The 23,209-nt window shown below is 36.4% G+C and carries 24 protein-coding genes and 2 riboswitches; of the genes, 8 read left to right on the plus strand and 16 right to left on the minus strand.

Translation table 11 applies throughout. The annotated features are described in order from the left end of the window. Nucleotides 1-77: 77 nt before the first annotated feature. From ACFYKX_RS23630 to ACFYKX_RS23640, 3 genes are all read right to left on the minus strand, one after another. Nucleotides 78-902 carry an undecaprenyl-diphosphate phosphatase gene (locus ACFYKX_RS23630; RefSeq protein ID WP_389364191.1) on the minus strand — a complete coding sequence of 275 codons (825 nt, stop codon included), beginning with the start codon at nucleotides 900-902 and terminating at the stop codon, nucleotides 78-80. 264 nt (nucleotides 903-1,166) lie between these two features. Then, entirely contained in the window at nucleotides 1,167-2,861 is a 1,695-nt protein-coding gene (locus ACFYKX_RS23635; RefSeq protein WP_389364193.1) for a M3 family oligoendopeptidase, read from the minus strand. A 220-nt stretch (nucleotides 2,862-3,081) separates the two neighbouring features. Continuing rightward, nucleotides 3,082-3,522 carry a MarR family winged helix-turn-helix transcriptional regulator gene (locus ACFYKX_RS23640; protein WP_389364297.1) on the minus strand — a complete coding sequence of 147 codons (441 nt, stop codon included), beginning with the start codon at nucleotides 3,520-3,522 and terminating at the stop codon, nucleotides 3,082-3,084. Between the two features lie 251 nt (nucleotides 3,523-3,773). Between ACFYKX_RS23640 and ACFYKX_RS23645 the strand changes: the two genes are divergently transcribed. Together ACFYKX_RS23645 and ACFYKX_RS23650 are read left to right on the plus strand one after the other, a co-directional pair. Then, on the plus strand, nucleotides 3,774-5,279 hold the full coding sequence (locus tag ACFYKX_RS23645; RefSeq protein ID WP_389364195.1) for an ATP-binding protein: 1,506 nt from the start codon (nucleotides 3,774-3,776) through the stop codon (nucleotides 5,277-5,279). Between the two features lie 32 nt (nucleotides 5,280-5,311). Continuing rightward, nucleotides 5,312-5,923 carry a DedA family protein gene (locus ACFYKX_RS23650; RefSeq protein ID WP_389364197.1) on the plus strand — a complete coding sequence of 204 codons (612 nt, stop codon included), beginning with the start codon at nucleotides 5,312-5,314 and terminating at the stop codon, nucleotides 5,921-5,923. Between the two features lie 260 nt (nucleotides 5,924-6,183). On the opposite strand, the gene ACFYKX_RS23655 is transcribed toward ACFYKX_RS23650, so the two are convergent. Continuing rightward, nucleotides 6,184-7,179 (minus strand): phosphotransferase enzyme family protein, encoded by a 996-nt coding sequence (locus ACFYKX_RS23655; RefSeq protein WP_389364199.1) that lies wholly within the window; start codon nucleotides 7,177-7,179, stop codon nucleotides 6,184-6,186. Between the two features lie 155 nt (nucleotides 7,180-7,334). On the opposite strand from ACFYKX_RS23655, the gene ACFYKX_RS23660 reads away from it, so the two are divergent. Further along, nucleotides 7,335-8,567, plus strand: a complete 1,233-nt coding sequence (locus ACFYKX_RS23660; protein WP_389364201.1) for an MFS transporter — start codon at nucleotides 7,335-7,337, stop codon at nucleotides 8,565-8,567. A 33-nt stretch (nucleotides 8,568-8,600) separates the two neighbouring features. Here ACFYKX_RS23660 and ACFYKX_RS23665 read toward each other — a convergent pair whose 3' ends face one another. Beyond that, nucleotides 8,601-9,128 carry a hemerythrin domain-containing protein gene (locus tag ACFYKX_RS23665; RefSeq protein ID WP_389364203.1) on the minus strand — a complete coding sequence of 176 codons (528 nt, stop codon included), beginning with the start codon at nucleotides 9,126-9,128 and terminating at the stop codon, nucleotides 8,601-8,603. Between the two features lie 240 nt (nucleotides 9,129-9,368). Between ACFYKX_RS23665 and ACFYKX_RS23670 the strand changes: the two genes are divergently transcribed. Together ACFYKX_RS23670 and ACFYKX_RS23675 are read left to right on the plus strand one after the other, a co-directional pair. Then, nucleotides 9,369-9,707, plus strand: a complete 339-nt coding sequence (locus tag ACFYKX_RS23670; RefSeq protein WP_389364205.1) for a hypothetical protein — start codon at nucleotides 9,369-9,371, stop codon at nucleotides 9,705-9,707. A gap of 268 nt (nucleotides 9,708-9,975) precedes the next feature. After that, nucleotides 9,976-10,119, plus strand: a complete 144-nt coding sequence (locus ACFYKX_RS23675; protein ID WP_389364206.1) for a hypothetical protein — start codon at nucleotides 9,976-9,978, stop codon at nucleotides 10,117-10,119. Between the two features lie 81 nt (nucleotides 10,120-10,200). Here ACFYKX_RS23675 and ACFYKX_RS23680 read toward each other — a convergent pair whose 3' ends face one another. Genes ACFYKX_RS23680 through ACFYKX_RS23695 form a run of 4 tightly spaced genes read right to left on the minus strand, consistent with a single transcriptional unit; the run spans nucleotide 10,201 to nucleotide 13,659 of the window. Continuing rightward, nucleotides 10,201-10,485 (minus strand): ferredoxin family protein, encoded by a 285-nt coding sequence (locus tag ACFYKX_RS23680; RefSeq protein ID WP_098526926.1) that lies wholly within the window; start codon nucleotides 10,483-10,485, stop codon nucleotides 10,201-10,203. Next, nucleotides 10,485-11,780, minus strand: coding sequence for an FAD-dependent oxidoreductase (locus ACFYKX_RS23685; RefSeq protein WP_389364208.1), 1,296 nt, complete (start codon nucleotides 11,778-11,780; stop codon nucleotides 10,485-10,487). Before ACFYKX_RS23685 ends, ACFYKX_RS23680 begins: the two co-directional genes overlap by 1 nt. After that, entirely contained in the window at nucleotides 11,773-12,801 is a 1,029-nt protein-coding gene (locus tag ACFYKX_RS23690) for an electron transfer flavoprotein subunit alpha/FixB family protein (protein ID WP_389364210.1), read from the minus strand. Before ACFYKX_RS23690 ends, ACFYKX_RS23685 begins: the two co-directional genes overlap by 8 nt. A gap of 39 nt (nucleotides 12,802-12,840) precedes the next feature. Further along, nucleotides 12,841-13,659 (minus strand): electron transfer flavoprotein subunit beta/FixA family protein, encoded by an 819-nt coding sequence (locus ACFYKX_RS23695; RefSeq protein ID WP_389364212.1) that lies wholly within the window; start codon nucleotides 13,657-13,659, stop codon nucleotides 12,841-12,843. A gap of 574 nt (nucleotides 13,660-14,233) precedes the next feature. Between ACFYKX_RS23695 and ACFYKX_RS23700 the strand changes: the two genes are divergently transcribed. Continuing rightward, nucleotides 14,234-15,145: a YitT family protein gene (locus tag ACFYKX_RS23700; protein ID WP_389364214.1), complete on the plus strand. Its 912-nt coding sequence runs from the start codon at nucleotides 14,234-14,236 to the stop codon at nucleotides 15,143-15,145. Nucleotides 15,146-15,234: 89 nt separating this feature from the next. On the opposite strand, the gene ACFYKX_RS23705 is transcribed toward ACFYKX_RS23700, so the two are convergent. Both ACFYKX_RS23705 and ACFYKX_RS23710 read right to left on the minus strand, forming a co-directional pair. Further along, a complete protein-coding gene (locus ACFYKX_RS23705; RefSeq protein WP_389364216.1) occupies nucleotides 15,235-15,786 on the minus strand; it encodes a PilZ domain-containing protein in 552 nt (183 codons plus the stop codon). Between the two features lie 115 nt (nucleotides 15,787-15,901). Continuing rightward, nucleotides 15,902-16,141 (minus strand): Spo0E family sporulation regulatory protein-aspartic acid phosphatase, encoded by a 240-nt coding sequence (locus ACFYKX_RS23710; protein ID WP_389364217.1) that lies wholly within the window; start codon nucleotides 16,139-16,141, stop codon nucleotides 15,902-15,904. Between the two features lie 322 nt (nucleotides 16,142-16,463). On the opposite strand from ACFYKX_RS23710, the gene ACFYKX_RS23715 reads away from it, so the two are divergent. Further along, complete coding sequence (locus ACFYKX_RS23715) at nucleotides 16,464-17,384, plus strand: DMT family transporter (RefSeq protein WP_389364219.1); 921 nt, start codon at nucleotides 16,464-16,466, stop codon at nucleotides 17,382-17,384. Nucleotides 17,385-17,433: 49 nt separating this feature from the next. On the opposite strand, the gene ACFYKX_RS23720 is transcribed toward ACFYKX_RS23715, so the two are convergent. The 5 genes from ACFYKX_RS23720 to ACFYKX_RS23740 all read right to left on the minus strand — a co-directional run bounded on the left by ACFYKX_RS23720 (nucleotide 17,434) and on the right by ACFYKX_RS23740 (nucleotide 22,006). Continuing rightward, nucleotides 17,434-17,967 (minus strand): 1,2-dihydroxy-3-keto-5-methylthiopentene dioxygenase, encoded by a 534-nt coding sequence (locus tag ACFYKX_RS23720; RefSeq protein ID WP_389364221.1) that lies wholly within the window; start codon nucleotides 17,965-17,967, stop codon nucleotides 17,434-17,436. A 19-nt stretch (nucleotides 17,968-17,986) separates the two neighbouring features. Then, complete coding sequence (locus tag ACFYKX_RS23725) at nucleotides 17,987-18,601, minus strand: methylthioribulose 1-phosphate dehydratase (protein WP_389364223.1); 615 nt, start codon at nucleotides 18,599-18,601, stop codon at nucleotides 17,987-17,989. Continuing rightward, nucleotides 18,598-19,260, minus strand: a complete 663-nt coding sequence (locus tag ACFYKX_RS23730) for a 2-hydroxy-3-keto-5-methylthiopentenyl-1-phosphate phosphatase (protein WP_389364225.1) — start codon at nucleotides 19,258-19,260, stop codon at nucleotides 18,598-18,600. The genes ACFYKX_RS23725 and ACFYKX_RS23730 overlap by 4 nt, the downstream gene beginning before the upstream one ends. 1 nt (nucleotide 19,261) lies before the next feature. Further along, nucleotides 19,262-20,479, minus strand: a complete 1,218-nt coding sequence (mtnW, locus tag ACFYKX_RS23735; RefSeq protein ID WP_389364227.1) for a 2,3-diketo-5-methylthiopentyl-1-phosphate enolase — start codon at nucleotides 20,477-20,479, stop codon at nucleotides 19,262-19,264. A gap of 84 nt (nucleotides 20,480-20,563) precedes the next feature. Continuing rightward, nucleotides 20,564-20,670: riboswitch (SAM riboswitch) on the minus strand. 163 nt (nucleotides 20,671-20,833) lie between these two features. Then, a complete protein-coding gene (locus tag ACFYKX_RS23740) occupies nucleotides 20,834-22,006 on the minus strand; it encodes a pyridoxal phosphate-dependent aminotransferase (protein WP_389364228.1) in 1,173 nt (390 codons plus the stop codon). 119 nt (nucleotides 22,007-22,125) lie between these two features. Here ACFYKX_RS23740 and ACFYKX_RS23745 point away from each other — a divergent pair, with 119 nt between their 5' ends. Next, nucleotides 22,126-22,914 carry a carbon-nitrogen family hydrolase gene (locus ACFYKX_RS23745; RefSeq protein WP_389364230.1) on the plus strand — a complete coding sequence of 263 codons (789 nt, stop codon included), beginning with the start codon at nucleotides 22,126-22,128 and terminating at the stop codon, nucleotides 22,912-22,914. An 84-nt stretch (nucleotides 22,915-22,998) separates the two neighbouring features. Continuing rightward, a riboswitch (SAM riboswitch) is annotated at nucleotides 22,999-23,148 on the plus strand. Nucleotides 23,149-23,209: the final 61 nt, after the last annotated feature.

The following is a 23,209-nucleotide window of genomic DNA, read 5'->3' on the forward strand; positions in this document are numbered from 1 at the left end:
TATAATCCCCATAATAAAGAGGAATGCCGTAACAATGGCATTCCTCTTCCAATTTGGATTAACCAGTAATGCAAAAATTATAAAATCATAACCAAAATAACAACCGCTAATACAATTCGATAAATGGCAAACGGCAATAGTTTTATTTTGCTAATAAGCGCTAAAAAGAATTTTATTGATATAATCGCCACAATAAATGCACTAATGAACCCTACAATAAAGAATGGCAAAACATCGATTGAAAAGTACTCCCAGTTTTTGAAAAGAGACAATGAGCTTGCACCCAACATAATTGGTACAGCCATAATAAAGGTAAAGTCAGCTGCAGCTCTATGACTCATTCCAAGAATGACCCCACCGGAAATGGTCGATCCTGAACGAGAAAATCCCGGCCATAAAGATAAACATTGAAAGAGCCCCATTAAGAAGGCTTGCTTTAATGTGATTTCATCGACTGTTTCGGACTTTACCTTCGCCTCTTTTTTAGAGATATAATCCGCTATGATCATTAGGATAGCACCAGCGATTAAACCTACTACAACAGTATGGACAGAAAATAAATGTTCATCAATATAATCTTCAAATAATACACCCAAAATCCCTGCTGGAATTAGCCCAACAATGACTTGCTTTAATTCAAGTTTCGTTTTCGTGGATTCTTCTTTTCTCCTACTTAATCCTAGAAGGTCTATAAACCTATCTTTAAACAAAATCACTACCGCTAAGATAGATCCTAGTTGAATCACGACTTTAAATGTATTAGCAACCTCTTGTGAAAATAACTCTTTAGATTTAAGAAGCATATCATCGACAATGATCATATGACCGGTTGATGATACAGGAGCAAATTCAGTTAATCCTTCTACTACCCCTAGAATAAAAGCAACAATTAATTCCCACAAATCATATTTTCCTCTCTTTTGTGAACTTTCGGAGTCATTTTTCAGACCAATATGTCTATCATACTTCCTACCGATCATGATTGAAAAGAGAAATAATATGGAATGCTATATTTTTTTTATTGTTTCACCTTTAGATAATTACTCCTCTATGAATTATGGAAAAGCTAGCTCATTAAGAGCCATTCTTTGTAGGACAAGTGCAATATGTGGCCTAGTTATCTAGAAGATAGAAAAAGCGCAGCCATAATGGCTACGCTCTTATACTTATAATGCTTTGTCGTCAACTGAGTTCAACCAAGCTTCAATTTCGCCAACTACAGATTCAACACAGCCTTTTTCAAATGGAGAAATAAGGTTTGCTGATTTAACTAACTCTGTAAAAGGCATACTACCTCCGAGCTTACAAAGGTTCAAGTAATCAGTCCAAGCCTCTTCATGATTCTCTCTTGACTTCTTCCAGAACTGGAATGCACAGATTTGAGCTAACGTATAGTCAATATAATAGAATGGACTGTTATATATATGACCTTGACGCTGCCAGAAGCCACCGTTCTCTAAGTATTCGTTTCCATCATAATCTTTATGAGGCAAATACTTTTTCTCAATGTTTCTCCATGCTTGTTTTCGTTCGGCAGGTGTTGCAGTAGGGTTTTCATATACCCAATGCTGGAACTCATCTACAGAAACTCCGTATGGTAAAAATAATAACGCAGAACTTAAGTGGGAGAATTTGTATTTTTCCGTATCCTCTTTAAAAAATAATTCCATCCAAGGCCAAGTAAAGAATTCCATACTCATAGAATGAATTTCCGCCGCCTCATACGTAGGCCAGTTATACTCAGGGATCTCAAAATGACTACTAGAATATACTTGGAAAGCATGACCAGCTTCATGTGTTAAAACATCAATGTCTCCCGACGTTCCATTAAAGTTAGAGAAAATAAACGGAGATTTATAGTTTTCGATATAGGTGCAATATCCGCCGCCTGCTTTTCCTTTTTTCGCTACTAAGTCCATCAAATTGTTTTCATTCATGAACTTAAAGAAATCACCTGTTTCTTTAGAAAGCTCATCGTACATTTTTTGACCATTATCAATGATCCACTCCGGACTTCCTTTAGGTACCGCATTACCTGTTTTGTAATTAAAGCCTTCATCATAATATTTAAGCTCATCTACTCCGATTCTTTCACGCTGGCGTTCTTTTAATTTTGTAGCGATTGGTACGATAAAATCTTTAACTTGATTACGGAAGTTAGCCACCATTTCCGCATTGTAATCTGTTCGGTACATACGGAAGTACGCTAACTCAACAAAATTTTCGTATCCTAACGTTTTAGCAATTTCAGTTCTAACTTTGACCAGTTCATCGTAAATACGATCTAGGTCCTGCTCATTTTCTGATAGGAATCCAAATCTAGCTTCACTTGCATTCTTCCTCATGTCACGGTCCTTTGATTCAGTAAAAGGCTCCATTTGTGCAAGTGTACGTTCTTCTCCCTCAAACATGATCTTAGCTGAAGCCATTAATTTTGTGTACTCAGAGCTAAGCTTGTTTTCTTTTTGTAATAGAGGGACTATTTCTGGTGAGAACACCTTAAGTTGTGCCTCTGCTAATGCAAATAGTTGATTTCCCCACTTTTGCTCTAGTTCATGACGAAACTTAGAATTTACAAGAGCCTCATAATATCTTGTCACCAACCCTTCTACTTGAGGTTGGATTTCATCCATATAATCTTGCTCGTTTTTATAGAATTCATCATTTGTATCAACAGAATGACGGATATAGACAAGGTTAAACATCGTTCCTAAATCATTACGGATTCCATTAATCTCTTTCATTGCCTCATTTTGTTCATCCGCCGAAGACGCGTTTTTAAACTTTTCTAGCGCCACTTCAAAGCTCTTTTCTACTTCTTCTAAATTTGGTCGAGTATATGTATATTCCTCAAATTTCACGTATGTCTCCCCCTATTTCTAAAAATTATGACAATACCTTTTTATTATATATTAAAAAGGATAAATTAGCCTAATATTACTTTATGGCTGACCCATTATTCTCGCTAGAAAGATGGGATGATGCCTTAACATTAAATTCAAAAAAAGAAGCCCTTGGAAAGTGACCCCAAAAAGTTAGAGTAGAAATCTAACTTTTGGGGGTCACTACCTAAAGGGCCACTTAATACTTTCCAACAGATAATCCAAGTTTTTTTAATAAGGTAATACTTGTATTTTTTTCATCTTCAGTTAGTTCTGACATAAGCTCATGGATACGCTTTTCATGCTCCGGAAAAATCTCTTCGATAAACTGTTTGCCCTTATCTGTGATTTGCGCATACGTTACTCTGCGATCATTGGGACAAGCAGTTCTTTGTAAGTATCCTTTGTTTTCTAGTTTATCAACGACATACGTAATACTTCCGCTTGCTAAAAGGATTTTTCCACCAATTTGCTGAAGAGGTTGGTCACCTTTATGATATAGTAACTCTAAAACAGCGAATTCCGTAGGATTTAAACCATATGTTTGAATGAGTTTATTCACATGCTCATTCACAGCACGATATGCACGCGATAGAACGATAAATAACTTTAATGATTGATTAATTTCATCTGTTCCCATTTGACTCATACCCTCTTAAAAGTTCTTTATGAACTTGTTTATTATACATTCGTTACGCCAATAGCCCTATTTAGCTACTTAAAACCATTATAAAAAACCGTAACAAACACTGTCAATTTATTCATTTTAGCGAATGCTCTATTCTTCTAGTCAAACAGCTTTAGAAATAATTCTTCCTGTAATGCTTATCATAAACATTATAATGGTATAATAGTACTTACTTTATCCTGTTTCTCGGAGTTAATTAAAATATGAAAAAAAACTATCGAAATCTTTTTATTTATTTACTTGTCGTTATCATTCCTACCATTATTTTAAGTATATTCTTTATTAACTTAAGAATGAAGGAAGACTATACAGAGAGAGTTGAACATGCCAAGTGGATTGCTTCAATCCATGAGACACATTGGAATCAATTCATAAGTGAAACTGTTACTTCCCTTGAGATGTTATCTCTTACAGCAGGGACCTTAATCAACAACGTGGAACAAATGGGACCACTTTTACAACGTGCTCACCAAACCGATCCTCGTTATGGCGGGCTTTACCTTCTCGACCACCATGGGCATGTGATGACTGGCTCGAATAATCTTATCAAAAAAAATGAATTAGAAGATGATCCCTATATAAAGGAAGTCTTAAAAACAAAAGACACCATCATTTCAAATAACCTTGCTTCTATTAAAAATGGGCAACAAGTTATAGGGTTAGCTGTCCCTGTTCTAAATGAAGAAAATTCTATACAATCTATTACGGTTGCTTTATTACGTGTTGATTATGTTCAAAATATTATGAATGTATTAACCCCAGACACCAAGTTACTAGTTATAAATGCAAACGATGATATTATAATGGGAATTAATAAAAACCATATAGGTGAGATTAATGACCGAACTTGGATAACTGTACCTATTGACCGTCTTCCATGGACCATAAAAGTAAAGATAAAGGATCTTGAGTTTGATAAAATATTTACGGATGCTCTTATCATTATTCTTATTAGTTTGGTCCTCACAAACATTTTATATTTGCTGCTCAAATATATGCTGCTTAAAAGGCAAGCGGCGTTGGAAAAACAGCAAAATGAAGCACAAAAACTAGAACTAGTTGGAACGTTAGCAGCTAGTACGGCACACGAAATCCGTAACCCCCTAACCGGCATAAAAGGGCTTGTTCAACTGTTAAGTGAAAAATATAAAAATCCAAATGACCAATTCTATTTTTCAGTGATAAACGATGAAATTAAACGAATTAATGAGATTGTTAGCGAGTTCTTAATCTTGGGTAAACCAACTGTGCAGAAGATGGAGATCATTGATTTAAGAACGATTATTCTCGAGCTACAGCCTCTCATTTCTTCAGAAGCAAATTTGTTTAATGTAAAATGGACATGCTCTATGCCTAAAACAGCAATTCATGTCGCTTGCACGAAAGATCAAATGAAACAAGTTATCCTTAATATTACGAAAAACGCTTTTGAATCAATGAGTGATGGAGGTAACCTGGATATAGAGCTTTCTGTAGATAAAGAGAATTGTCAGTTGATTATCACAGATACCGGAACTGGAATTCCTGATGAATTGTTAGAAAGTATCTTCAACCCGTTCTTCACTTCGAAGAAGACAGGGACTGGTTTAGGCCTTGTTGTTTGCAAACGAATCCTTCATTCTTTTAATGGAAAAATAGAGATCAAAAGTAAAGAGAATGTAGGTACAAAAGTGATCATTTCATTACCAATTGTAGAAATACTTAAGTAGTGCTTAACTAGTTGTGGAGTTGGAGGTTTTTTATGGACTGGATAACGGAATTCATGGAGCAGTATGGGTATATAGGAATCTTTCTAATGATGGCATTGGAAAACTTATTTCCTCCTATCCCTTCAGAAATCATCCTTCCTTTTGGAGGATTTCTAACTACATACTCAGATTTGACTGTAGTAGGCGTCATACTATCTGCAACAGCAGGCTCTTTAGCTGGTGCTGTCGCTCTCTTTGGAGTTGGTCTCCTTCTAGATGTTGAGCGCTTAGAAAAAATTATTGATCGCTGGGGACATATTCTTCGAGTAAAAAAGGAAGACATTCACAAAGCCGATTCTTGGTTTGATAAATACGGTTATTGGACGGTCCTTTTTTGTAGGATGATTCCGTTAATAAGAAGTCTCATATCGATTCCCGCTGGGATGTCTAATATGAAATTCTTTCTTTTCATCACCTTTACAACGATAGGGACCTTTATATGGAACATTATTCTTGTGTCATTAGGTGCAATGTTAGGGGAATCTTGGGAAGAAATTGAGCATTTTATAGGCGTGTATTCAAATATCACTTATGCAGTCCTCGCTATTGGATTCGCTTTATTTATTCTTTGGTACGTTTTTATAAAAAGAAAACAATACAAGTAAAAACGCTGGAGTCCCAGCGTTAAGACAGTAGACAAACTTGAAAACTTCGAGGTTGCCTACTGTCTATTTTTATTAAATAAAGTCCTACTCTGGATAACCGTTGATTTTCCGCTACGGGCGAACGCCCCCCGGAAAGAAAGCGCCTGGAGCGGAAATCAACCATTTCCCTCCGAAGTAAATAAAAAAGACAAAAAGTATCAAAGTCTCGATGCCTTTTGTCGACAATTTGAAACGCTGGAATCCCAGCGTTTTTTTATTGGTTATATAATATCAACAATAGTTTCTTTCTTCTCTATACGGCTACGAAATTCTTCTAATAACTGATTTATACGTTCATTTCTATCTTCCGGAGCGTATTTTTTATGAAAAACAGAATAAAGCAGTACATCCCTTAATTGCAAAAATAAAGGAAGATGCTCTTTCCAATCTGGAGGAAGTTTATTTTCTGTTTCATATCCTTTGATAAAAGAACTTAAGAAGATGCTAGAAAAAGCATTTCCTTCATTTTTTTCTGCATCTGGAAGGTGCCACAGCGCTGAATAGTATAAGGGGATGGCAATATCAGAAGCAAACCAGTGATGACAACAATCGTCGAAATCGAACACATGGATTTCTTCTCCATCAAAGAAGAAATTACCGGAATGTACATCTGTATGAATTAATCCATATATATCTTTATTTTTCGGTAAGGAACTTATTTTTTGAATGAGTTCTTTCGTATTCTGTATAATCAGCTGCTCATTGTTCGGTATATATTTTTCAATGTTGAGTAATTCTTCTTCATCCCAGTGCTCCCTAGCTGACACGTCACCTTCAGGCTTGTAATCCTTAGTTGCATGATGCATTTTTCCAATTGTTTTGCCCCAAGCATAAAATAAGGGAGGGTTAAAATGCTTATCATTACGGACCTTTACTGGAAAACCATCCGCTTTTGTGAATAAGCATCCAAAGAATAAACTATGATCACTAGCCATAGCCGACTCGACTAATTTTCCATTATTAGAAGTTAATACTTTAGGGACATTTACACCCTGATTATGTAAATAATTTACCCAATCTAATTCAGATAACAACTGATCTTCACTTCGATGAGAGCTGTGGGTAATTCTCAATATAAATGGGGTTTGGTCTTTAAACACTTCAAATACATAATTCTCAAAATCTCCGAGTTTTTTATTCTCTTCGTTTAAATTAAATTGCTGTAGAAAATACTGAAGAATTTCTTTTGTAAACACATTCTCTACTACTGCTTCCATACTCTCCCTCTTCTCTAATTCCATTATTTTCTATATATATTACATAATATAGCATATTTAATTAAAACAAAATCGTTTTGTTCCCGAGAGAATTGGAGTATTATAGCATTATCAAATTTTTAAAAATGAATGCTCTAGAAAGAAGGAAAAACATAATGAGTCAACCTGCTGTCGTCTCTAAAAACATCTCTAAAGAGCATGAGGGTACAGCCTACAAAATTCTGTTTATTATAGGTCTGTGCCATCTGCTTAACGATTCTATTCAAGCGGTAGTACCAGCGATGTTCCCGATACTTGAAAAGTCAATGGGCTTAACTTTTACGCAATTAGGGTTAATTGGATTTTCTTTAAATATTGTTTCATCCATTATGCAGCCAGTCATTGGAATCGTTACTGATAAGAAACCAATGCCTTATGCCTTGCCGATTGGATTAACTTTTACCTTATTCGGTGTTTTAGGTCTTTCTCTATCACCTAGCTTTGAATGGATCTTAATATCGGTCTTATTTATTGGCTTCGGTTCAGCCGTATTCCATCCAGAAGGTTCTAGAGTCGCCTACATGGCTGCTGGAACACGTAGGGGACTCGCTCAATCCATTTATCAAGTTGGGGGCAACTCTGGTCAAGCGTTAGCTCCTTTAATTACAGCTTTAATTCTTGTGCCATTAGGACAAATCGGAGCTGCTTGGTTTACCATCGTTGCAGCCCTTGCAGTTAGTCTCTTAATCTATATTGCCAACTGGTATTCTAGGAAATTGAGCTTTGATCATGCCCTTCTAAAGGGAAAGAGCAAAGTTACAACTAATCCAAAAGGAATTTCGAAAATTATTATTTTTTATCTTTTTCTAATTTTATTCTTAATATTTGCTCGTTCCTGGTATATTTCAGGGATTACGAACTACTATGCTTTTTATGCTATAGACACATACTCCTTCTCTATACAAAAAGCCCAAGTATATTTGTTTGCCTTTTTAGTCGCAGGTGCAGTTGGAACCTTCTTTGGAGGCCCTTTAGCCGATCGATTTGGAAAAAAGAATGTTATCTTTCTATCTATGATTAGTACAGCACCACTTTCTATCGCTATTCCTTTTGTACCTCCAACAGTTGCATTTATCTTGCTTGCGCTAACTGGTTTCATTCTCATGTCTAGCTTCTCAGTAACAGTCGTTTATGCACAAGAGCTAGTACCAGGAAAGATCGGGACCATGGCTGGGTTAACTGTAGGATTGGCTTTCGGAATGGGGGCTCTAGGTTCAGTTGTGTTAGGTTACTTAGCCGATTTAATCGGCCTTCCTTTAACCATTATATTAACCGGGTTTCTCCCACTATTAGGATTAATCACGCTGTTATTACCTTCTGATAAAAGAATAGCTGAAATACATTCATAAAAAATAGGGATGAATGGGAAGCCCCATTCATCCTTATTTGATTTCATTAATTCTAATAAAAAGGTCTTCCTTTTCTTCTACTTTTAAAAGCTTTTCGGCCATCGGAAATAAGATGTTTTCTTCTTTAGCGAAGTGGTCAACCAATATATAGTAAGCATTTTTTATTACATGTGAATATTTAATGATTTCTTCATTGGTAAACTCACTTTTGTTGTTTGTTGCCTTCAAAAAGGTTCCTATACACTCCTTCGCCTGGTCATGTTCATACTCCATGACAGCAATTGGCCCCATTTCCTTCCCAATATACGTTTCCATCATTGGGAATAGAACACCCTCTTCCCTTTCAGAGTGAGGTTCTAACTCGTGAAAAAATGCCTTTACTTGATCAATTAAGCTAGTGAAAGCTTCTTCTCTTTCATCGTTAGCATCTATTCTGTTACATGTGAACAAAAGGTTTTCTAATTGCTTTAGTAGTGATGGATGTTCTTCCTTAAGTTGACGTAACCCTTTACTTAATTCAATATCTTGATTTCCAATCATAGAACTCATACAACCTTGCATAATAACTACTCCTTTCGGTTACCTTCTAGCTACAGTATATATCGCTTAGGCAAAAGGAGTTGTGATTCCAATCACAGATACAAACATAAATACTTTTTTCCGGTTAGTTATCAAATTAATTAGAAACTATCTATACAATTTTCTAAAAATTTTAACAATTACACAGGTAATTTTTCCAGAACCATCATATAATAAATAGTAAGAAATATTTTATAAGTGTTTTATACAAGGAGGGAGAAAATGTATTATCCAAACTATACTGAATTTTATCAAAAGGCTCTAATTCCAATTGGGGTGAATGATCACAGTTCATTATTAAAATGGTCAAATGACGATACGGAAGTCTCACACTGGTTAATTGCACTAGAAGGTCATCCTAAAGATAAAAGCGAGTACTATACTTGGAAAGTCATTGTTTTCGCTACAGATCGGAACGGGAACTTCAGAGGGAGAAAACCTTGTTATACCTCCATTATGTTTGAGTGCTTCCATAAAGCTTACGATGCAGTTAAAGAGATAGAGACTCAAGGTAGAAGTGATGTTTTATACTCCTCCAATTTCCAAGAAAGAATCAGCTAAATTATCCCCTTAATAAACTCCTGGCTTTTCTTCTTTTTACATTCATTTGTGAAATCCCATACATATAGTGGAATACCAACAAATTCATATTAAATTCGACATCAGTTAACTGAAACCTGAAATTAATTTCTTTTACACTTTCTATTAGGACAGCCCCATTAAGGGAGTATTTATTTTCTTTAAAATTAACTAGTTTTCGCTTTAAAAACAGGCAGGAATACAAGCCATTTTTATTCGCATTTATAGAATATATTGAGGTGATTTAAAAATGGGGTTAGACTGCTGTGAAATGTTAAGTAGAGACGTCCGACGTTTAGAACGCCAGGTTCAGAGGTTAGAAAGGCTAGTTGAGCGCCTAGAAAGACAAGTACAAGCATTAGAACAGGAAACAGGTGATACGAAAAACCAGTAACAAAAGTTACTGGCTTCTTGTTAAACCGTTAAACCCTATTTAGAAAGCACCCAAAACTCATGGGTGCTTATTGTGTTCTAGTTAAGCCAACCGAAACACAATCCCATGACCACCCTTTGGATATTCCCACTTAATATTTTGATAAGGGCATCCAATTCGGCAGCTTCCACATTCGTGGCAACCCTCATATCCCACTTGCATCCTCGTTCCTTCCCACTTATAAACTTCCGCTGGACAGAAAACAGTGCATATCTTATCAGGGCATTTTGTCATACAAATATCATGATCCAACACAGTCAAATGGGACTTTGTATCGCATTTAAAGCGAAGTAGATACTGCTTTTCTTCGATGTTTTTTGTAGACATTATTTCACCGCCTTCCATGCACGATATATATCCTGAATCACCTTAAAGGTACCTTTCTCACTAGTTACACTACGCATAATTTGTTTTTGCTTTTCCCGTTTAGGTGTTCCATCAACAGTGAAGAACTTACTAGCAGCCTTATTCATCATTGGTACATAATCTTTAAAATATTGTGGGTAGTGTTCAAATGTGTGTGCTGCATCTTTGTACTTCTCTAGGTCTTTCATAATAAAACTATTATATAGTGCTTCACGGTAACTATTTAAGCTAGCTTCACTAAAGTCTTGGCGTTCCTTTGCTCTTATGACAGCTTCTGCAGCCATTTTTCCAGAAGACATGGCCATATTAGAGCCTTCTCTGTGAATGGCATTAACTAATTGTGCAGCATCACCGACAACGAGAACTCCGTTTCCTGCAACCTTAGGGACGGAATTGTAGCCACCCTCCGGAATTAAATGAGCTAAGTATTCTGCGGATTCTCCTCCAGCGAGTAACGGTTTAACCATAGGATGGTTTTTTAGGTAGTCTAAAAGGTCGTAAGGCTTTAACTTCGCTTTTATCATACTTGAAAGCGTTGTGCCCACACCGATATTCACACTCTCTTTATTTGTATAGATGAAAGCGGTTCCAAGATTACCTTTAGTAGAATCACCAAATATTTCAATGGTGCACCCTTGATTATCCTCTACATTAAATCGGTCATTAATCTTCTCTTTTGAGAGATTAATAACTTCCATAACAGTTAAAGCCACTTCATCTGGTCTGAACTCCTTATGGAATCCTAACTGCTTCGCTAGTAGCGAGTTAACACCATCAGCTAACACAACCACATCGGCGTACACATCACCATCTGGGCGGTCCGTACGTACTCCAATTACCTTCCCATTTTCAACTATGCATTCTAGCGCAACAGTTTCATTAATGAGTAGGACACCTTCTTCAACCCCTTTTTGGGCAAACCACTGATCAAACGGTGCACGTAAAACGGTAAAGTTATTATAAGGTTCGACACCCCACTCCAGCCCTTTGTAGCCGAAAGTGACCGTCGATTCTTTATCCATCATCCAAAAGCGCTGTTCAATGACAGGTCTTTCTAGCGGAGCTTCCTTCCAAAATTCCGGAATAATCTCCTCCATTTGTTTTCGATATAAAACGCCACCCATTACATTCTTACTTCCTGGATATTCTCCTCTTTCAATTTGCAATACCTTCAATCCATGCTTAGCGCATGTGTATGCGCAAGAAGTACCTGCTGGCCCTGCTCCAACGACGATTACATCAAACTTTTCAGGCATAGCTAATCTCACCGCCTTCTTCTTTACGGATTTCCTTGAATTGTTGAATCAGCTTTGGAACAATTTCCAGCGCGTCTCCTACTATTCCATACGTAGCTACATCAAAAATGGGAGCGTTAGGATCTTTATTTATCGCAATGATAAATTCTGAGTTCTTCATCCCAACGACATGTTGAATCGCCCCTGATATACCGATTGCAAAATAGATTTTGGGCGTTACCGTTTCTCCAGTCTGACCAATTTGCATTTCATGTGGGAGCCAACCGGCTTCGACGACATCTCTCGTACCTCCGACACTAGCCCCTATTGTATTTGCAAGTTCATGAATGAGCTCAAACTTTTGTGCATCACCCATTCCTTTTCCTCCACAAACAATAACATGAGCATCTGCTAAACTAGCTTTTTTTGTTACATCCTTCACAATTTTCAACACTTTTGTGCGCATATCTTCTTCTTTTAAAGGAATTTCTTCTTCCATTACTTTCCCTTGTCTATTTGCATCTGGTTCAAGTGCTTTCATGACCTTAGGACGAACTGTCGCCATTTGAGGACGATGTTTTTTGCAAAGGATTGTAGCCATAATATTACCGCCAAATGCAGGTCGACTTGCTTCGAGTAGTCTTTTTTCTAAATCTACATCAAGCATTGTCGTATCAGCCGTTAATCCTGTACTTAAGTCGGTTGCCACAGCACTAGCTAGATCCTTTCCATTTGGTGTCGCACCATATAAGAAGATTTCAGGCTTATACTTCTCAGCTAGATGGATGACACCCTTCATATATGACTCTGTACGGTAGTCTTTTAAAACAGGATGGTCAATCACATATACCTCATCCGCTCCATATTCGATGACTTTAGAGCATAATTCTTTCACTCCGTCACCCAAAAGGACTCCTGCAAGTGCTACATCTAGTTTATCCGCTAATTTTCTCCCTGCACCAAGTAATTCAAGAGACACTCCCTCTATTTCACCCTCATTTTGTTCCATGAATACCCACACTCCTCGGTATTCTTCCATCATCCTAGTCCCCCCACTCTAAAAATGTTTTATTCATGTTTATCACTTCACATAAAAGAGTTCCTTTTTATCCATTAATACATCCATTAGCTGCTTAACTTGTTCATCTGTTGTGCCTTCAAGCCTTTTTCCGCCGTCTGGCTTCGGAGGTGTAAACATTTTTCCTACGATAGTTGGAGAACCCTTTAATCCGAGTTGAGTGCGGTCAACATCCTCTAAATCATTCACTGACCATATAATGGGTTCATATCTTGCTGCCTTTAACATGTTTGGAAGTGGCGAATATTCAATATGATTTATCTCTTTTTCCACTGTTAATAAGCAAGGCATATTAACCTGAAGAAGTTCGTAACCGTTTATCACTTTTCGTTTAACAAGAGCAGTCTTCTCAGCCTCATTAATTTCACAAACTTCAATTACATTTGTAATAGGTGGGATATCTAGTCTTCTTGCAATTCCAGGTCCCACCTGACCCGTATCCCCATCTATAGCATGCTTCCCACAAATAATCATGTCGATAGGTTGGATCTTGGCGATTTTATCAAGTGCTTTTGATAATGCATAGCTTGTTGCTAATGTGTCTGCGCCTGCAAAGGCCCGATCAGATATCAAATATCCTTCATCTGCACCTATTTCAACACTTTTCTTGATAATGGCTGTTGCTTGTGGTGGTCCCATTGAAACAACGGAAATTCGGCCGTCCCCCTGAACTTTTTTCATCCTTACCGCTTCCTGTACTGCATGTGCATCATAAGGATTTAAGATAGCAGGTGCACTTCGACGGTCGAGGGTGTTTGTTTTTGGGTTAATTTTAATGATTTTGGTATCTGGTACCTGCTTAACACAAACGACAATGTGCATGTAAAAACCCCCTCCTTGAAAAGTTTAAGAATCTAGCTTTCTTGTATATTTTTGCAATGCTTTGTAATACGATATATGATGGCTTACAAAAGCATAGTACAAACAAATTTTTCGATATTAGGTGACTATAATATTGAAAGTCTTCTAAAGTAGATAAAATTCAGAGCATTATTTCAAATTTTTAGTAAAAATAGCGGAAGTTAATGGTTGGGGTTACGTATTAAATATTTTTTAAATAGTAACGAAAAATTATGATATTAAAATAAAAATCATTAAGAGAAGTGTATATGATGTGGCATTCTGGAAGAGACAAAGAAGGTTACAAATTTATTTTCCTATTTAATACTATATAATAATTCTAAGTTTACACTATGATAAAAATCACAAGATGAAGGCTTATTTTTCCAAAAAAAATAAAAAGACATTAGCTAGGATCCTTCAATTACATTATTAAATAACAAGAGTTCAACTCTAATTTCAGCTAAGAATACAAAAGTTTTTGGTTTTTTAAGCCAATAATACCAGTAAACATATTATAATATTTATTAATAATACAAAACAGCGAGGTGTTTTAATGGAAACAGGGTCTGAAGCAGACAGCATATCTGCACAAATCAATAAGAAGATAGAACACAAAAAACTTTCGAAAAAGAATATTTTTAAAAGAGGCTTTTTCATGTTTATTGGTGCCATATTAATGGCTGTGGGTATTGAAATATTTCTTGTTCCAAATCAAATTATGGATGGAGGTATTGTAGGAATATCTATCATACTTTCCCACTTATCAGGGTTTAAACTCGGACTTTTCCTATTCTTCCTTAATGTTCCATTCTTTTTTATAGGTTACAAACAGATTGGAAAAACCTTTGCCATTTCCACTCTTTTTGCCATTACTATTCTTTCTATTTCCACCGTGTTCTTCCACCCGGTACCTGCTTTTACAGCTGATATGCTGCTAGCAACTGTTTTTGGTGGTATTATTCTCGGAACAGGTGTTGGGATTGTTATAAGATACGGAGGGTCATTAGATGGAACAGAAATTTTGGCTATCCTCATAAATAAAAGACTACCCTTTTCTGTTGGGGAAATTATAATGTTTTTTAATATTTTTATATTTGCAAGTGGTGGGTTCGTATTCGGTTGGGACCGTGCCATGTACTCTATTCTCGCTTATTTTATCGCTTTTAAGACCATTGATATTGTTATTGAAGGGTTGGATCAATCAAAGTCTGCTTGGATTATAAGTGATAAGCACGCTGATATAGGAGAAGCCATATTGGCACGTTTAGGACGAGGTGTTACGTACCTTAAAGGAGAAGGTGCTTACACTGGCGACGACAAGAAGGTTATTTTTTGTGTGATCTCCCGCTTAGAAGAAGCGAAGTTAAAATTAATTGTTGAGGAGCTAGATCCAACTGCATTTCTGGCCGTTGCTGATATTGCCGAAGTTCGAGGTGGAAGATTTAAAAAGAAAGCTATTCATTAAAAGAGCAAGCACCTGGAACGGAAATCAACCATTTTCTCTACAAAAAAATAGACGAAAGACAATCTGTGGCTTGCTATCTTAGCAAGCCATTAAATTTTTTCAAGTTGAGTTTTCAATAAATACTTTCTTAAATAGAATAAACTCTTATCTTTAAGTTCATTTATTTCACAGCCATATCTGAAACCATTCTCTATTTTCGATTTATTTTTTATTGAAATAACACATGAAACAAATTTAGTTTCTAAATAAAAATGAAGGATGTAATGGATATTCAAATCAACTGAGACCTCTGAAATGAACCCTATTCCATTCAGGCTAATGTCTATAACCGTAATATCATACTTAAAACTAGCATCTGAGTAAGGATAGATTTCCCCAGTAGAATGAATTCTACATCTTATACTTCGTCTACGGCTATGAAATTTTTCTATTTTGAAATAAGGGACGAATAAATAAAGATTATTTTGATCTTTTTTTAGTACTGTTGCTCCTATTGTATCCCCTTCAATTAAGCAGTCAAACGAATCACCAGTCTTTATTAAATCGGGCCTCTTAACAACTACGTTTATCATTTCCCCTTCTACTTGAAAGAGAGCAGCTAAAATTCTCTTATTTTTATGGATTAATGTTATATACTCCATTAGGGAAACCTCTCTTAAATAAGAAATATTATTCAAAAAACGCCTAAAAGCAGTTTACAATGAGCCATAAAGAAATAAAGGAAGATTCATTAAGAATCTTCCTAAACATTATAAGTTAAACCTTTACAAGTTGCTTTGGCCAAATCAAAATCATTTGTTTGTAGTTGGTTCTAATTTCGGGTGTTTTTCGATTATCACCTTGAAAGGAACATTGATACTCATAAATTAATTTATCTAGTTCTTGACTATATCGTACTGTATCATCACTAGTAAATCCACTCATTTTTGCCGAATCGATCATTTTTTCTCTCTTTTTTTGGATCTCATCTAGCAATTCTTTAGTACTTTGGTACACCGTTCTTTCCTCCTATTACATTCCCTAATCCTTTAACGCCTTAAATCAAAAAAATAGTTTACTGATGCATTATTACAAGAATTTCTAAAAATGTAAATAGAATCAACAATATTAGACAAAAGTTTTTTTAACTGACAAATTTCTACTTACATTTAACACTTCTTTTCGACACCCTTTGATAGAAACCGCAACAAATAACCCATATTACTCTCGATTCTAAAATATTGGAAAAATTTCTATTCCATAAAAAATACAATGACAAATACAGTTAGAAAGAGTAATATTTTACTATCTATTATGCTTCTTGCATGGAGGTTTAAGTATGCCCGTCTATTATTATATTCTTCTATTATCTACTAGTTTTTTATGGGCAGGGAATTTTATAGCTGGAAAGTATCTAGTTGGTTACGCCAGTCCATTAGTTCTAACAGAACTCCGCTGGGTAATCGCCTTAATTGCACTACTACCTTTTATCTTACTAAAAGAAAAAACATTAAAATTTCCTAAAAAAGCACTCTTTCCTCTTATCGGGATGGGCTTAACAGGAATTGTTCTATTTAATCTATTTATGTATTTAGCTTTAACCTATACCACTGCAGATAACGTAGGCCTTATCTCAACCTTAAACCCTATTGCAATCGCACTATTAAGTTTCTTGTTCTTTAAAGAGAAGTTGTCCGCTCAAAAGTACATTGCTATTTTAATATCCCTAATAGGTATTATGATCGTATTAAGTCATGGTGACCTTCAAAAGCTTATTCAATTGAAATTTAATGTTGGGGATATCTACATGATGATTGCAGTTGTCTGTTGGGGCCTATATTCAATTCTAGGAAAAGTAGCTATGAGAACGGTATCCCCTTTTCTATCAACCTTTTGGTCCGGTATGTTTGGCGTCATCATGATTGTTCCATTCATTGTTAAGGATTTAGAAATTACAAACCCTCCCCCTTCATTCTGGGTAGCTGCCCTTTATACTGGAGTGGGTGCTACAGTACTTGGAATGGTATTTTGGAATATAGGTGTTAAAAATGTGGGTAGTACCACAGCAGGAATGTTTTTAAATTTTAATCCGATCTTTACTGCAGCTCTAGCCTACTATTTTTTAGGTGAACGTATGGGGGTTGCACAATGGATTGGAGCAATTATTGTCATCATTGGTGTTTATTTGTTTACTAATGAGAAACTACTTTCAAGACTTAATTTAGTGGGAAACAAAGTCGTCGAAAAAGTGCCTCAGTAAATGGAAAAGTGCTGTCTGAACAATTTCCAGACAGCACTTTTTGTAATACTTAAGCCTCTACTTCATCTTTTTCATAGATTGGTACCCAACCTTCAGTTGTAACGAAAATACGAATAGCAACAACTTTACGATTTTCTTGAAGAGTAAAATAGTGACGAACGTTTGGTGGAACTGAGATTAAATCACCTGGATTTAAGAATACTTCAAAAAACTCTCCATCTTCTCCTTGAATGATAAAGACTCCATTTCCACTTACAATAAATCGAACCTCATCATCTGTGTGATGATGTTCTTTTTGGAAGTTTTGAAGAAGCTGTTCAAGATTTGGTGTGTTCTCTGACAGAGAAATCACATCTTGGGCTTTGTACCCTCTTCTTTCAGAAATTGCAGCAATCTCCACTTCAAATGCTTTTAAAATCTCTGCCTTTTCATCATCTGATAACAAGAATTTTTCTTGAAGGTTTGCTGGTAATTTTGTAATGTCCCAATGCTCATAAATTACACCTTGTTGTGTTAAAAATGCTGCTACTTCCTCTTGGTTTCTAATCTCTTCTTTAGTGTTTTGTTTTACGATATAAGCCATTTGGATTCTCCTCTTCCATTTATTTTGTAAACTCCATTAAGCGGAGTTGGTATCTAAATAAAAACTCTGCTGCCTCTAAAAGCTTTTTTGCTTCAAAAGGGGTTCTTCCCCAAACTGTAATTCCATGATTACGTATAAGGACTACGCCTGTGTCCTCCTGAACATGTTCTGAAAATTCTCTAGCTAATGTGGGAATATGTGCATGATTATATATGATTGGAATTGTTAAGGTTGCATCTTCTTCCCATTTATCAAAAGCTTTAATAATTTCCTGACCTTTAAAGGTTATTTCACCTTGATCTCCATATAGTTCTGATACCACATTGTTTTCAACTGTATGAACATGTAGACTGCATCCAGCTTTAGTCTTGTTGTATATCTCTACATGTAAAAGTGTCTCTGCAGAAGGCTTTAAATGAGTTTCTTCTACTGCTTGACCTGAAGCATCAACAAGCAAGAAGTCCTCACTTGTTCTTTTTCTTTTGTCTTTCCCGCTTGCTGTAACTAAGAATTGTAGTGGTGATTCACTAACCTTTATGGCCAAGTTTCCGCTTGTTCCCATAAACCAATCTCTTGTAGCAAGCTCATCTTTAATATCAGCTAATTCTTCCCATCGCTGTTGTAAATTTGTCATGTTCTAACACCACTTAAGCTTTTAATTGTCTCTACACAATCATAAAAGGTATTGAATGGACTGTGCGGGAGACCTAACTCCTGACACTTTTCCAATAATAAGTCTCTTGCGATGACATAATCAGCCTGTTTTGCAGCCTCTAAATCGGTTATAGAATCCCCAATAACTACCTTAAAAAGCTGATCACCGTCTAGCGTCCGAATAATAGACGGCTTACAACAGCCACAATCATTCGTACATTGTTCATCGCATGTATGAGGCCACAATATCTGAATCGTTTCACTAGTAAAATCTGAAGCATTACAATAAATAGCTTCAAAAGGACCGAATGGTTCTAATATAGGGTGTACAAAAAAGTCAATTCCACCGCTTACAATATAAAGTGAAATATGTTCCGCTTTAAGAAAATCTACAAATGGTTGAAAACCATCGCGGATTTTCCCATGTTCTTTCGCAAATTCTATGATATCTTCCTTTAAGTTACTAGGTAAAAGTGCAAACATTTTGCCTACACCTTCCCTGATAGAAATTCTTTGTGCGAGCACATCGTCTTTTAGTTTTTCCCATTCTTTTGGTGCAAAATGTTTCATGATGTTAATAATATTGTCTTTCTCTGTGATCGTTCCATCAAAATCACAGAACACTGCGATTTGTTTCATACTATTTAACCACCTCTGTGCAGCCCCATAAATCAATTGCCTTTTTAAGCTCCGGTAGGGACTGTGCATTTTCTCTTAGTGGCAACCCTTTTAATGAAATATCAATCGCTTGACGGAAAGCCACGCCTCCACCTTTAGCTCCATCTGGATGACCATGAACTCCACCACCTGCATTAATAACACTATCATTTCCAAAGTCGCGAACGAGCAAAGGTACTAAACCTGGGTGGATCCCAGCTGATGGAACAGGAAAACAGGTTTTAAATTGGTCCTGAGCCGTTAAGGCTTGACTAATGGATAAAGCAGATTCCTTCTCCAATGCAACCGATCCGTATGGAGACGGGAATAAAGACAAATCAGCCCCCGCATATCGAAGCAATTTTCCTAGAAGTAGAGAATAGGATACTCCGTAATCTTGGGATGCTGCGATAGCTCCACTAAAAGCCGGATGAGCCATAATTGGAAGAGCAATTTCATCATCTTCTCTCAGCTCTTGTAGAACGTCAAGACCATATGAAAACACATTAAATAAAAGTAAGTCTGCGCCTAGTTCTGAAGCCCTTCTAGCCTTATCTTTTAATTCAAATGTTTTTCCGGTCAAGTTTACTGCATACATCGTTTTATGACCGTTAAACTCATAAGCTTCATTTAGAACTTTTTTACCTTCTGAAATGCGCTTTTCAAACGGAGTTAACTCATTTTCAAATAAGATTTCATCATCCTTTACAAGATCGATTCCACCTAATGCCTGCTCCTTCAATTGAGTTAACAAGTAAGGCAAATCTCTTCCAATGATTCCTTTAAAAATACTCATCAATAGAGGACGGTTGAAAACTCCTAGCTTTTCTCTTATGCCCTGTATTCCGAAGCGTGGACCAGGGAAATGAGATTTAAGTTCTTCACCAAATTCTAAATCTATTAATTTGATTTTTCCATCGAGGGATAATTTACCAAAAACAGTCGTTAAAATAGCAGGCAAGTCAGGTGAAAAATTTATTGTTGGATACGCGATTTTAATTAACGACACAGTATCTGTCGAATCTACGTCTACTCCTTCAATTGAGACCACTCTACCTTTATGTTTTCTTAACTGATTTTGTTCAAGCTCTTGCAAATGAGTCCATGAACCAACAGTCAAGCCTAAAGCAATTTCTTCGGCTTTCTTTTCTGGATTGTGCTTGGAATCATGAACCAAATACGTAGCAATAATTTCACTCATATTAAACTTCCTTTCACGCAAACATAAGTACGACCACAAAAAAACCTCTTCAACAAGAAGAGGTTAGGATTACGATCTAACATCTCCTTATCTTTCAGCTATTGCTGCAAGAATTAGCACCGTGCTTAATGTAAATTAAGTCGGTTGCCGGGCTTCATAGGGCTAGTCCCTCCGCCTACTCTTAATAAGAAAACGAAACATAATATTCAATTATCTTTTTCTAAAAAACAGAAAATATACTAAATCACTTGCACCAAATTAATTTGGATTATCGCAAGAATTTTTTAAGTTGTCAATACGGAAAAAGCAAAAAAGACAGAAGATTTGTTACTTTTTCAAAAGAGACCGCAAGTTTTAAAAAATATTCAATCCTTTTATTCTATCTACCGCTTCCTGTAATCTTTCTTCTGAGGTTAATAGCCCTACACGTACATAGCCTTCTCCCCAACTGCCGAACCCGATCCCAGGAGCTACAGCAATATGAGCTTTTTCTAAAAGAAAATCAGCAAACTCTTCTGAAGAAAAACCATTAGGAACCTTTAACCATGCAAAGAAAGAGCCTCTCGGTGCAGAAACTTCCCAGCCTATCGACCTTAAACCACTAATTAGAGTATTGCGCCTTTTTTCGTAAAGATCATTTAACTCTTGTACACATTGTTGCGACTCGGTTAAAGCTGCTGTGGCTGCTTCCTGTACAGCTCCAAATAAGCTAACATAAAGATGGTCCTGAAGTAAATTAATTGCAGAAATAACACTTTCATTTCCAACGGCGAAACCAACACGCCAACCTGCCATATTATAGGTTTTGGATAAGGTATAAATTTCGATTCCAATATCCTTTGCCCCTTCGGTCTGCATAAAGCTAATAGGCTTCTGTCCGTCAAAACCAATTGCACCATATGCAAAATCATGAACCACACAAATATCGTGCTGTTTAGCAAGTTTGACCGTTTTTTCAAAGAATTCATTGGTAGCCACTGCTCCAGTTGGATTGTTCGGGTAATTCAAAAACATTAGCTTACCCTTTTCCAATTCCTCAGAACTCAGTTCACTGTAGTCAGGTAAAAAGTCATTTTCTTCTTTTAACGGCATCGTAATCATTTCCGCTTTAGCAAGTGCCACACCTGACCAATAATCAGGATAGCCTGGATCAGGGACAAATACACTTTCTCCTGGATTTAACAAACATTGTGGGATTTCTACTAGACCCGCTTTTCCGCCAAAGAGAATGGCTACCTCTTTGTCAGGATCAATGGTAACTCCGTATTCACGTTGATAAAATTGAGCAGCACCCTCTTTTAATGAGCGAAACCCCTGAAAGGGAGAATATTTATGATTAATAGGATTCTCTGCAGCCGACTGAAGTCTCTGTATGATATGTTCAGGTGTCGGTTGATCTGGATTGCCTTGTCCTAAATTAATGACATCAAAGCCCTCTTGAATGGATTGATTAACCTTCATAACAAGGGAAGCGAAAAACTGTTTTGGAAGAGATTTTAATAAATCCGATTGAGGATAAACTTTCATTTTTCCACCTGCTTTAATATTTTCATTTTTTAAAAATTTTTGTTGAAAAACTAGTCACAAAGATATAACGTATTTGACAGATTGTAAAGCATTTATTTAATATTTTTACTTATGAGGTGATGACTGTGTCAATCAAAATATCATGTATACAAATGGATATTGCCTTTGGCTTGCTCGAGAAGAATTTTGAAAAAGCTAATCATTTAATGGAAAAAGCAATGGAACATCGTCCTAATATAATTGTTTTGCCTGAGTTATGGACAACTGGATATGATTTAACAAGACTAGATGAGCTTGCAGACGAATATGCTGAAAAGAGTCTAACATTCTTGAAAGAAAAAGCAAAGCAATTTCAAGTCCATTTAGTTGGTGGATCTGTAGCAAACAAGACAGACGAAGGAGTATTTAACACCCTGTTGGTAATCGATAAAAATGGGGAGCTCGTCCATCAGTATAGTAAGTTGCATCTTTTTAAATTGATGGATGAGCATCTATATCTTTCAGCTGGGAAAGAAAAAGGATTATTTACACTTGATAACCAGTTCTTTGCTGGGATGATTTGTTATGATATCCGTTTCCCAGAATGGATACGTTCGCATACAACAGAAGGAGCAGAGACACTATTTGTTGTGGCTGAATGGCCCCTAGCAAGGCTTTCTCATTGGCGTTCCCTATTAATTGCAAGAGCCATTGAAAACCAATGCTATGTGATTGCTTGCAACCGCTCAGGAGCAGATCCAAACAATGTGTTTGCTGGTCATTCGATGATCATTGATCCTTGGGGTGATGTTGTAGCAGAGGCTAGTGAAGCTGAAGAGATTTTGACAGGAGAAATTGACTTGGAAAAGGTGAAAGAAGTAAGAAGTATGATACCGATATTTGCCGACAGACGTCCGGAATTGTATTAGGTTAATTTATAAAAACGTATTGACAAGAATAATGATTTGTTGTTATGATTCTCATCAGTGAATATTTTCTGAAAATTAATTTTTCTCTTATCAAGAGCTGGCAGAGGGATTTGGCCCGATGAAGCCCAGCAACCGACCGTAATTCCATTGTGAGATGGGGCGATATTTGTTCGCCGGATTTTATCCGTAAGGCACGGTGCTAATTCCACCAGATTTATTCTGGGCAGATAAGAGGTGCGAAGTCTAAGCTTCAAGCCTCTTTCAAATGAGAAAGAGGCTTTTCTTATGGGGAAGC

The sequence above is a fragment of the Cytobacillus spartinae genome (assembly GCF_042865285.1).
In the GTDB taxonomy this organism is placed as follows: Bacteria; Bacillota; Bacilli; order Bacillales; family Cytobacillaceae; genus Robertmurraya_A; species Robertmurraya_A spartinae.

What these genes read in the sequence shown, in the direction of transcription:
- ACFYKX_RS23655 (WP_389364199.1), bottom strand. Translation starts at nt 7,179, where the DNA reads ATGGAAGCAGTAGTAGAGAATGTGTTTACAAAAGAAATTCTTCAGTAT.
- ACFYKX_RS23720 (WP_389364221.1), bottom strand. Translation starts at nt 17,967, where the DNA reads ATGGCTTATATCGTAAAACAAAACACTAAAGAAGAGATTAGAAACCAA.
- ACFYKX_RS23670 (WP_389364205.1), top strand. Translation starts at nt 9,369, where the DNA reads ATGTATTATCCAAACTATACTGAATTTTATCAAAAGGCTCTAATTCCA.
- ACFYKX_RS23680 (WP_098526926.1), bottom strand. Translation starts at nt 10,485, where the DNA reads ATGTCTACAAAAAACATCGAAGAAAAGCAGTATCTACTTCGCTTTAAA.
- ACFYKX_RS23695 (WP_389364212.1), bottom strand. Translation starts at nt 13,659, where the DNA reads ATGCACATTGTCGTTTGTGTTAAGCAGGTACCAGATACCAAAATCATT.
- ACFYKX_RS23650 (WP_389364197.1), top strand. Translation starts at nt 5,312, where the DNA reads ATGGACTGGATAACGGAATTCATGGAGCAGTATGGGTATATAGGAATC.
- ACFYKX_RS23705 (WP_389364216.1), bottom strand. Translation starts at nt 15,786, where the DNA reads ATGGAGTATATAACATTAATCCATAAAAATAAGAGAATTTTAGCTGCT.
- ACFYKX_RS23730 (WP_389364225.1), bottom strand. Translation starts at nt 19,260, where the DNA reads ATGAAACAAATCGCAGTGTTCTGTGATTTTGATGGAACGATCACAGAG.
- ACFYKX_RS23690 (WP_389364210.1), bottom strand. Translation starts at nt 12,801, where the DNA reads ATGATGGAAGAATACCGAGGAGTGTGGGTATTCATGGAACAAAATGAG.
- ACFYKX_RS23740 (WP_389364228.1), bottom strand. Translation starts at nt 22,006, where the DNA reads ATGAAAGTTTATCCTCAATCGGATTTATTAAAATCTCTTCCAAAACAG.
- ACFYKX_RS23685 (WP_389364208.1), bottom strand. Translation starts at nt 11,780, where the DNA reads ATGCCTGAAAAGTTTGATGTAATCGTCGTTGGAGCAGGGCCAGCAGGT.
- ACFYKX_RS23745 (WP_389364230.1), top strand. Translation starts at nt 22,126, where the DNA reads ATGACTGTGTCAATCAAAATATCATGTATACAAATGGATATTGCCTTT.
- ACFYKX_RS23675 (WP_389364206.1), top strand. Translation starts at nt 9,976, where the DNA reads ATGGGGTTAGACTGCTGTGAAATGTTAAGTAGAGACGTCCGACGTTTA.
- ACFYKX_RS23725 (WP_389364223.1), bottom strand. Translation starts at nt 18,601, where the DNA reads ATGACAAATTTACAACAGCGATGGGAAGAATTAGCTGATATTAAAGAT.
- ACFYKX_RS23645 (WP_389364195.1), top strand. Translation starts at nt 3,774, where the DNA reads ATGAAAAAAAACTATCGAAATCTTTTTATTTATTTACTTGTCGTTATC.
- ACFYKX_RS23660 (WP_389364201.1), top strand. Translation starts at nt 7,335, where the DNA reads ATGAGTCAACCTGCTGTCGTCTCTAAAAACATCTCTAAAGAGCATGAG.
- ACFYKX_RS23665 (WP_389364203.1), bottom strand. Translation starts at nt 9,128, where the DNA reads ATGCAAGGTTGTATGAGTTCTATGATTGGAAATCAAGATATTGAATTA.
- ACFYKX_RS23700 (WP_389364214.1), top strand. Translation starts at nt 14,234, where the DNA reads ATGGAAACAGGGTCTGAAGCAGACAGCATATCTGCACAAATCAATAAG.
- ACFYKX_RS23715 (WP_389364219.1), top strand. Translation starts at nt 16,464, where the DNA reads ATGCCCGTCTATTATTATATTCTTCTATTATCTACTAGTTTTTTATGG.
- mtnW (WP_389364227.1), bottom strand. Translation starts at nt 20,479, where the DNA reads ATGAGTGAAATTATTGCTACGTATTTGGTTCATGATTCCAAGCACAAT.
- ACFYKX_RS23640 (WP_389364297.1), bottom strand. Translation starts at nt 3,522, where the DNA reads ATGGGAACAGATGAAATTAATCAATCATTAAAGTTATTTATCGTTCTA.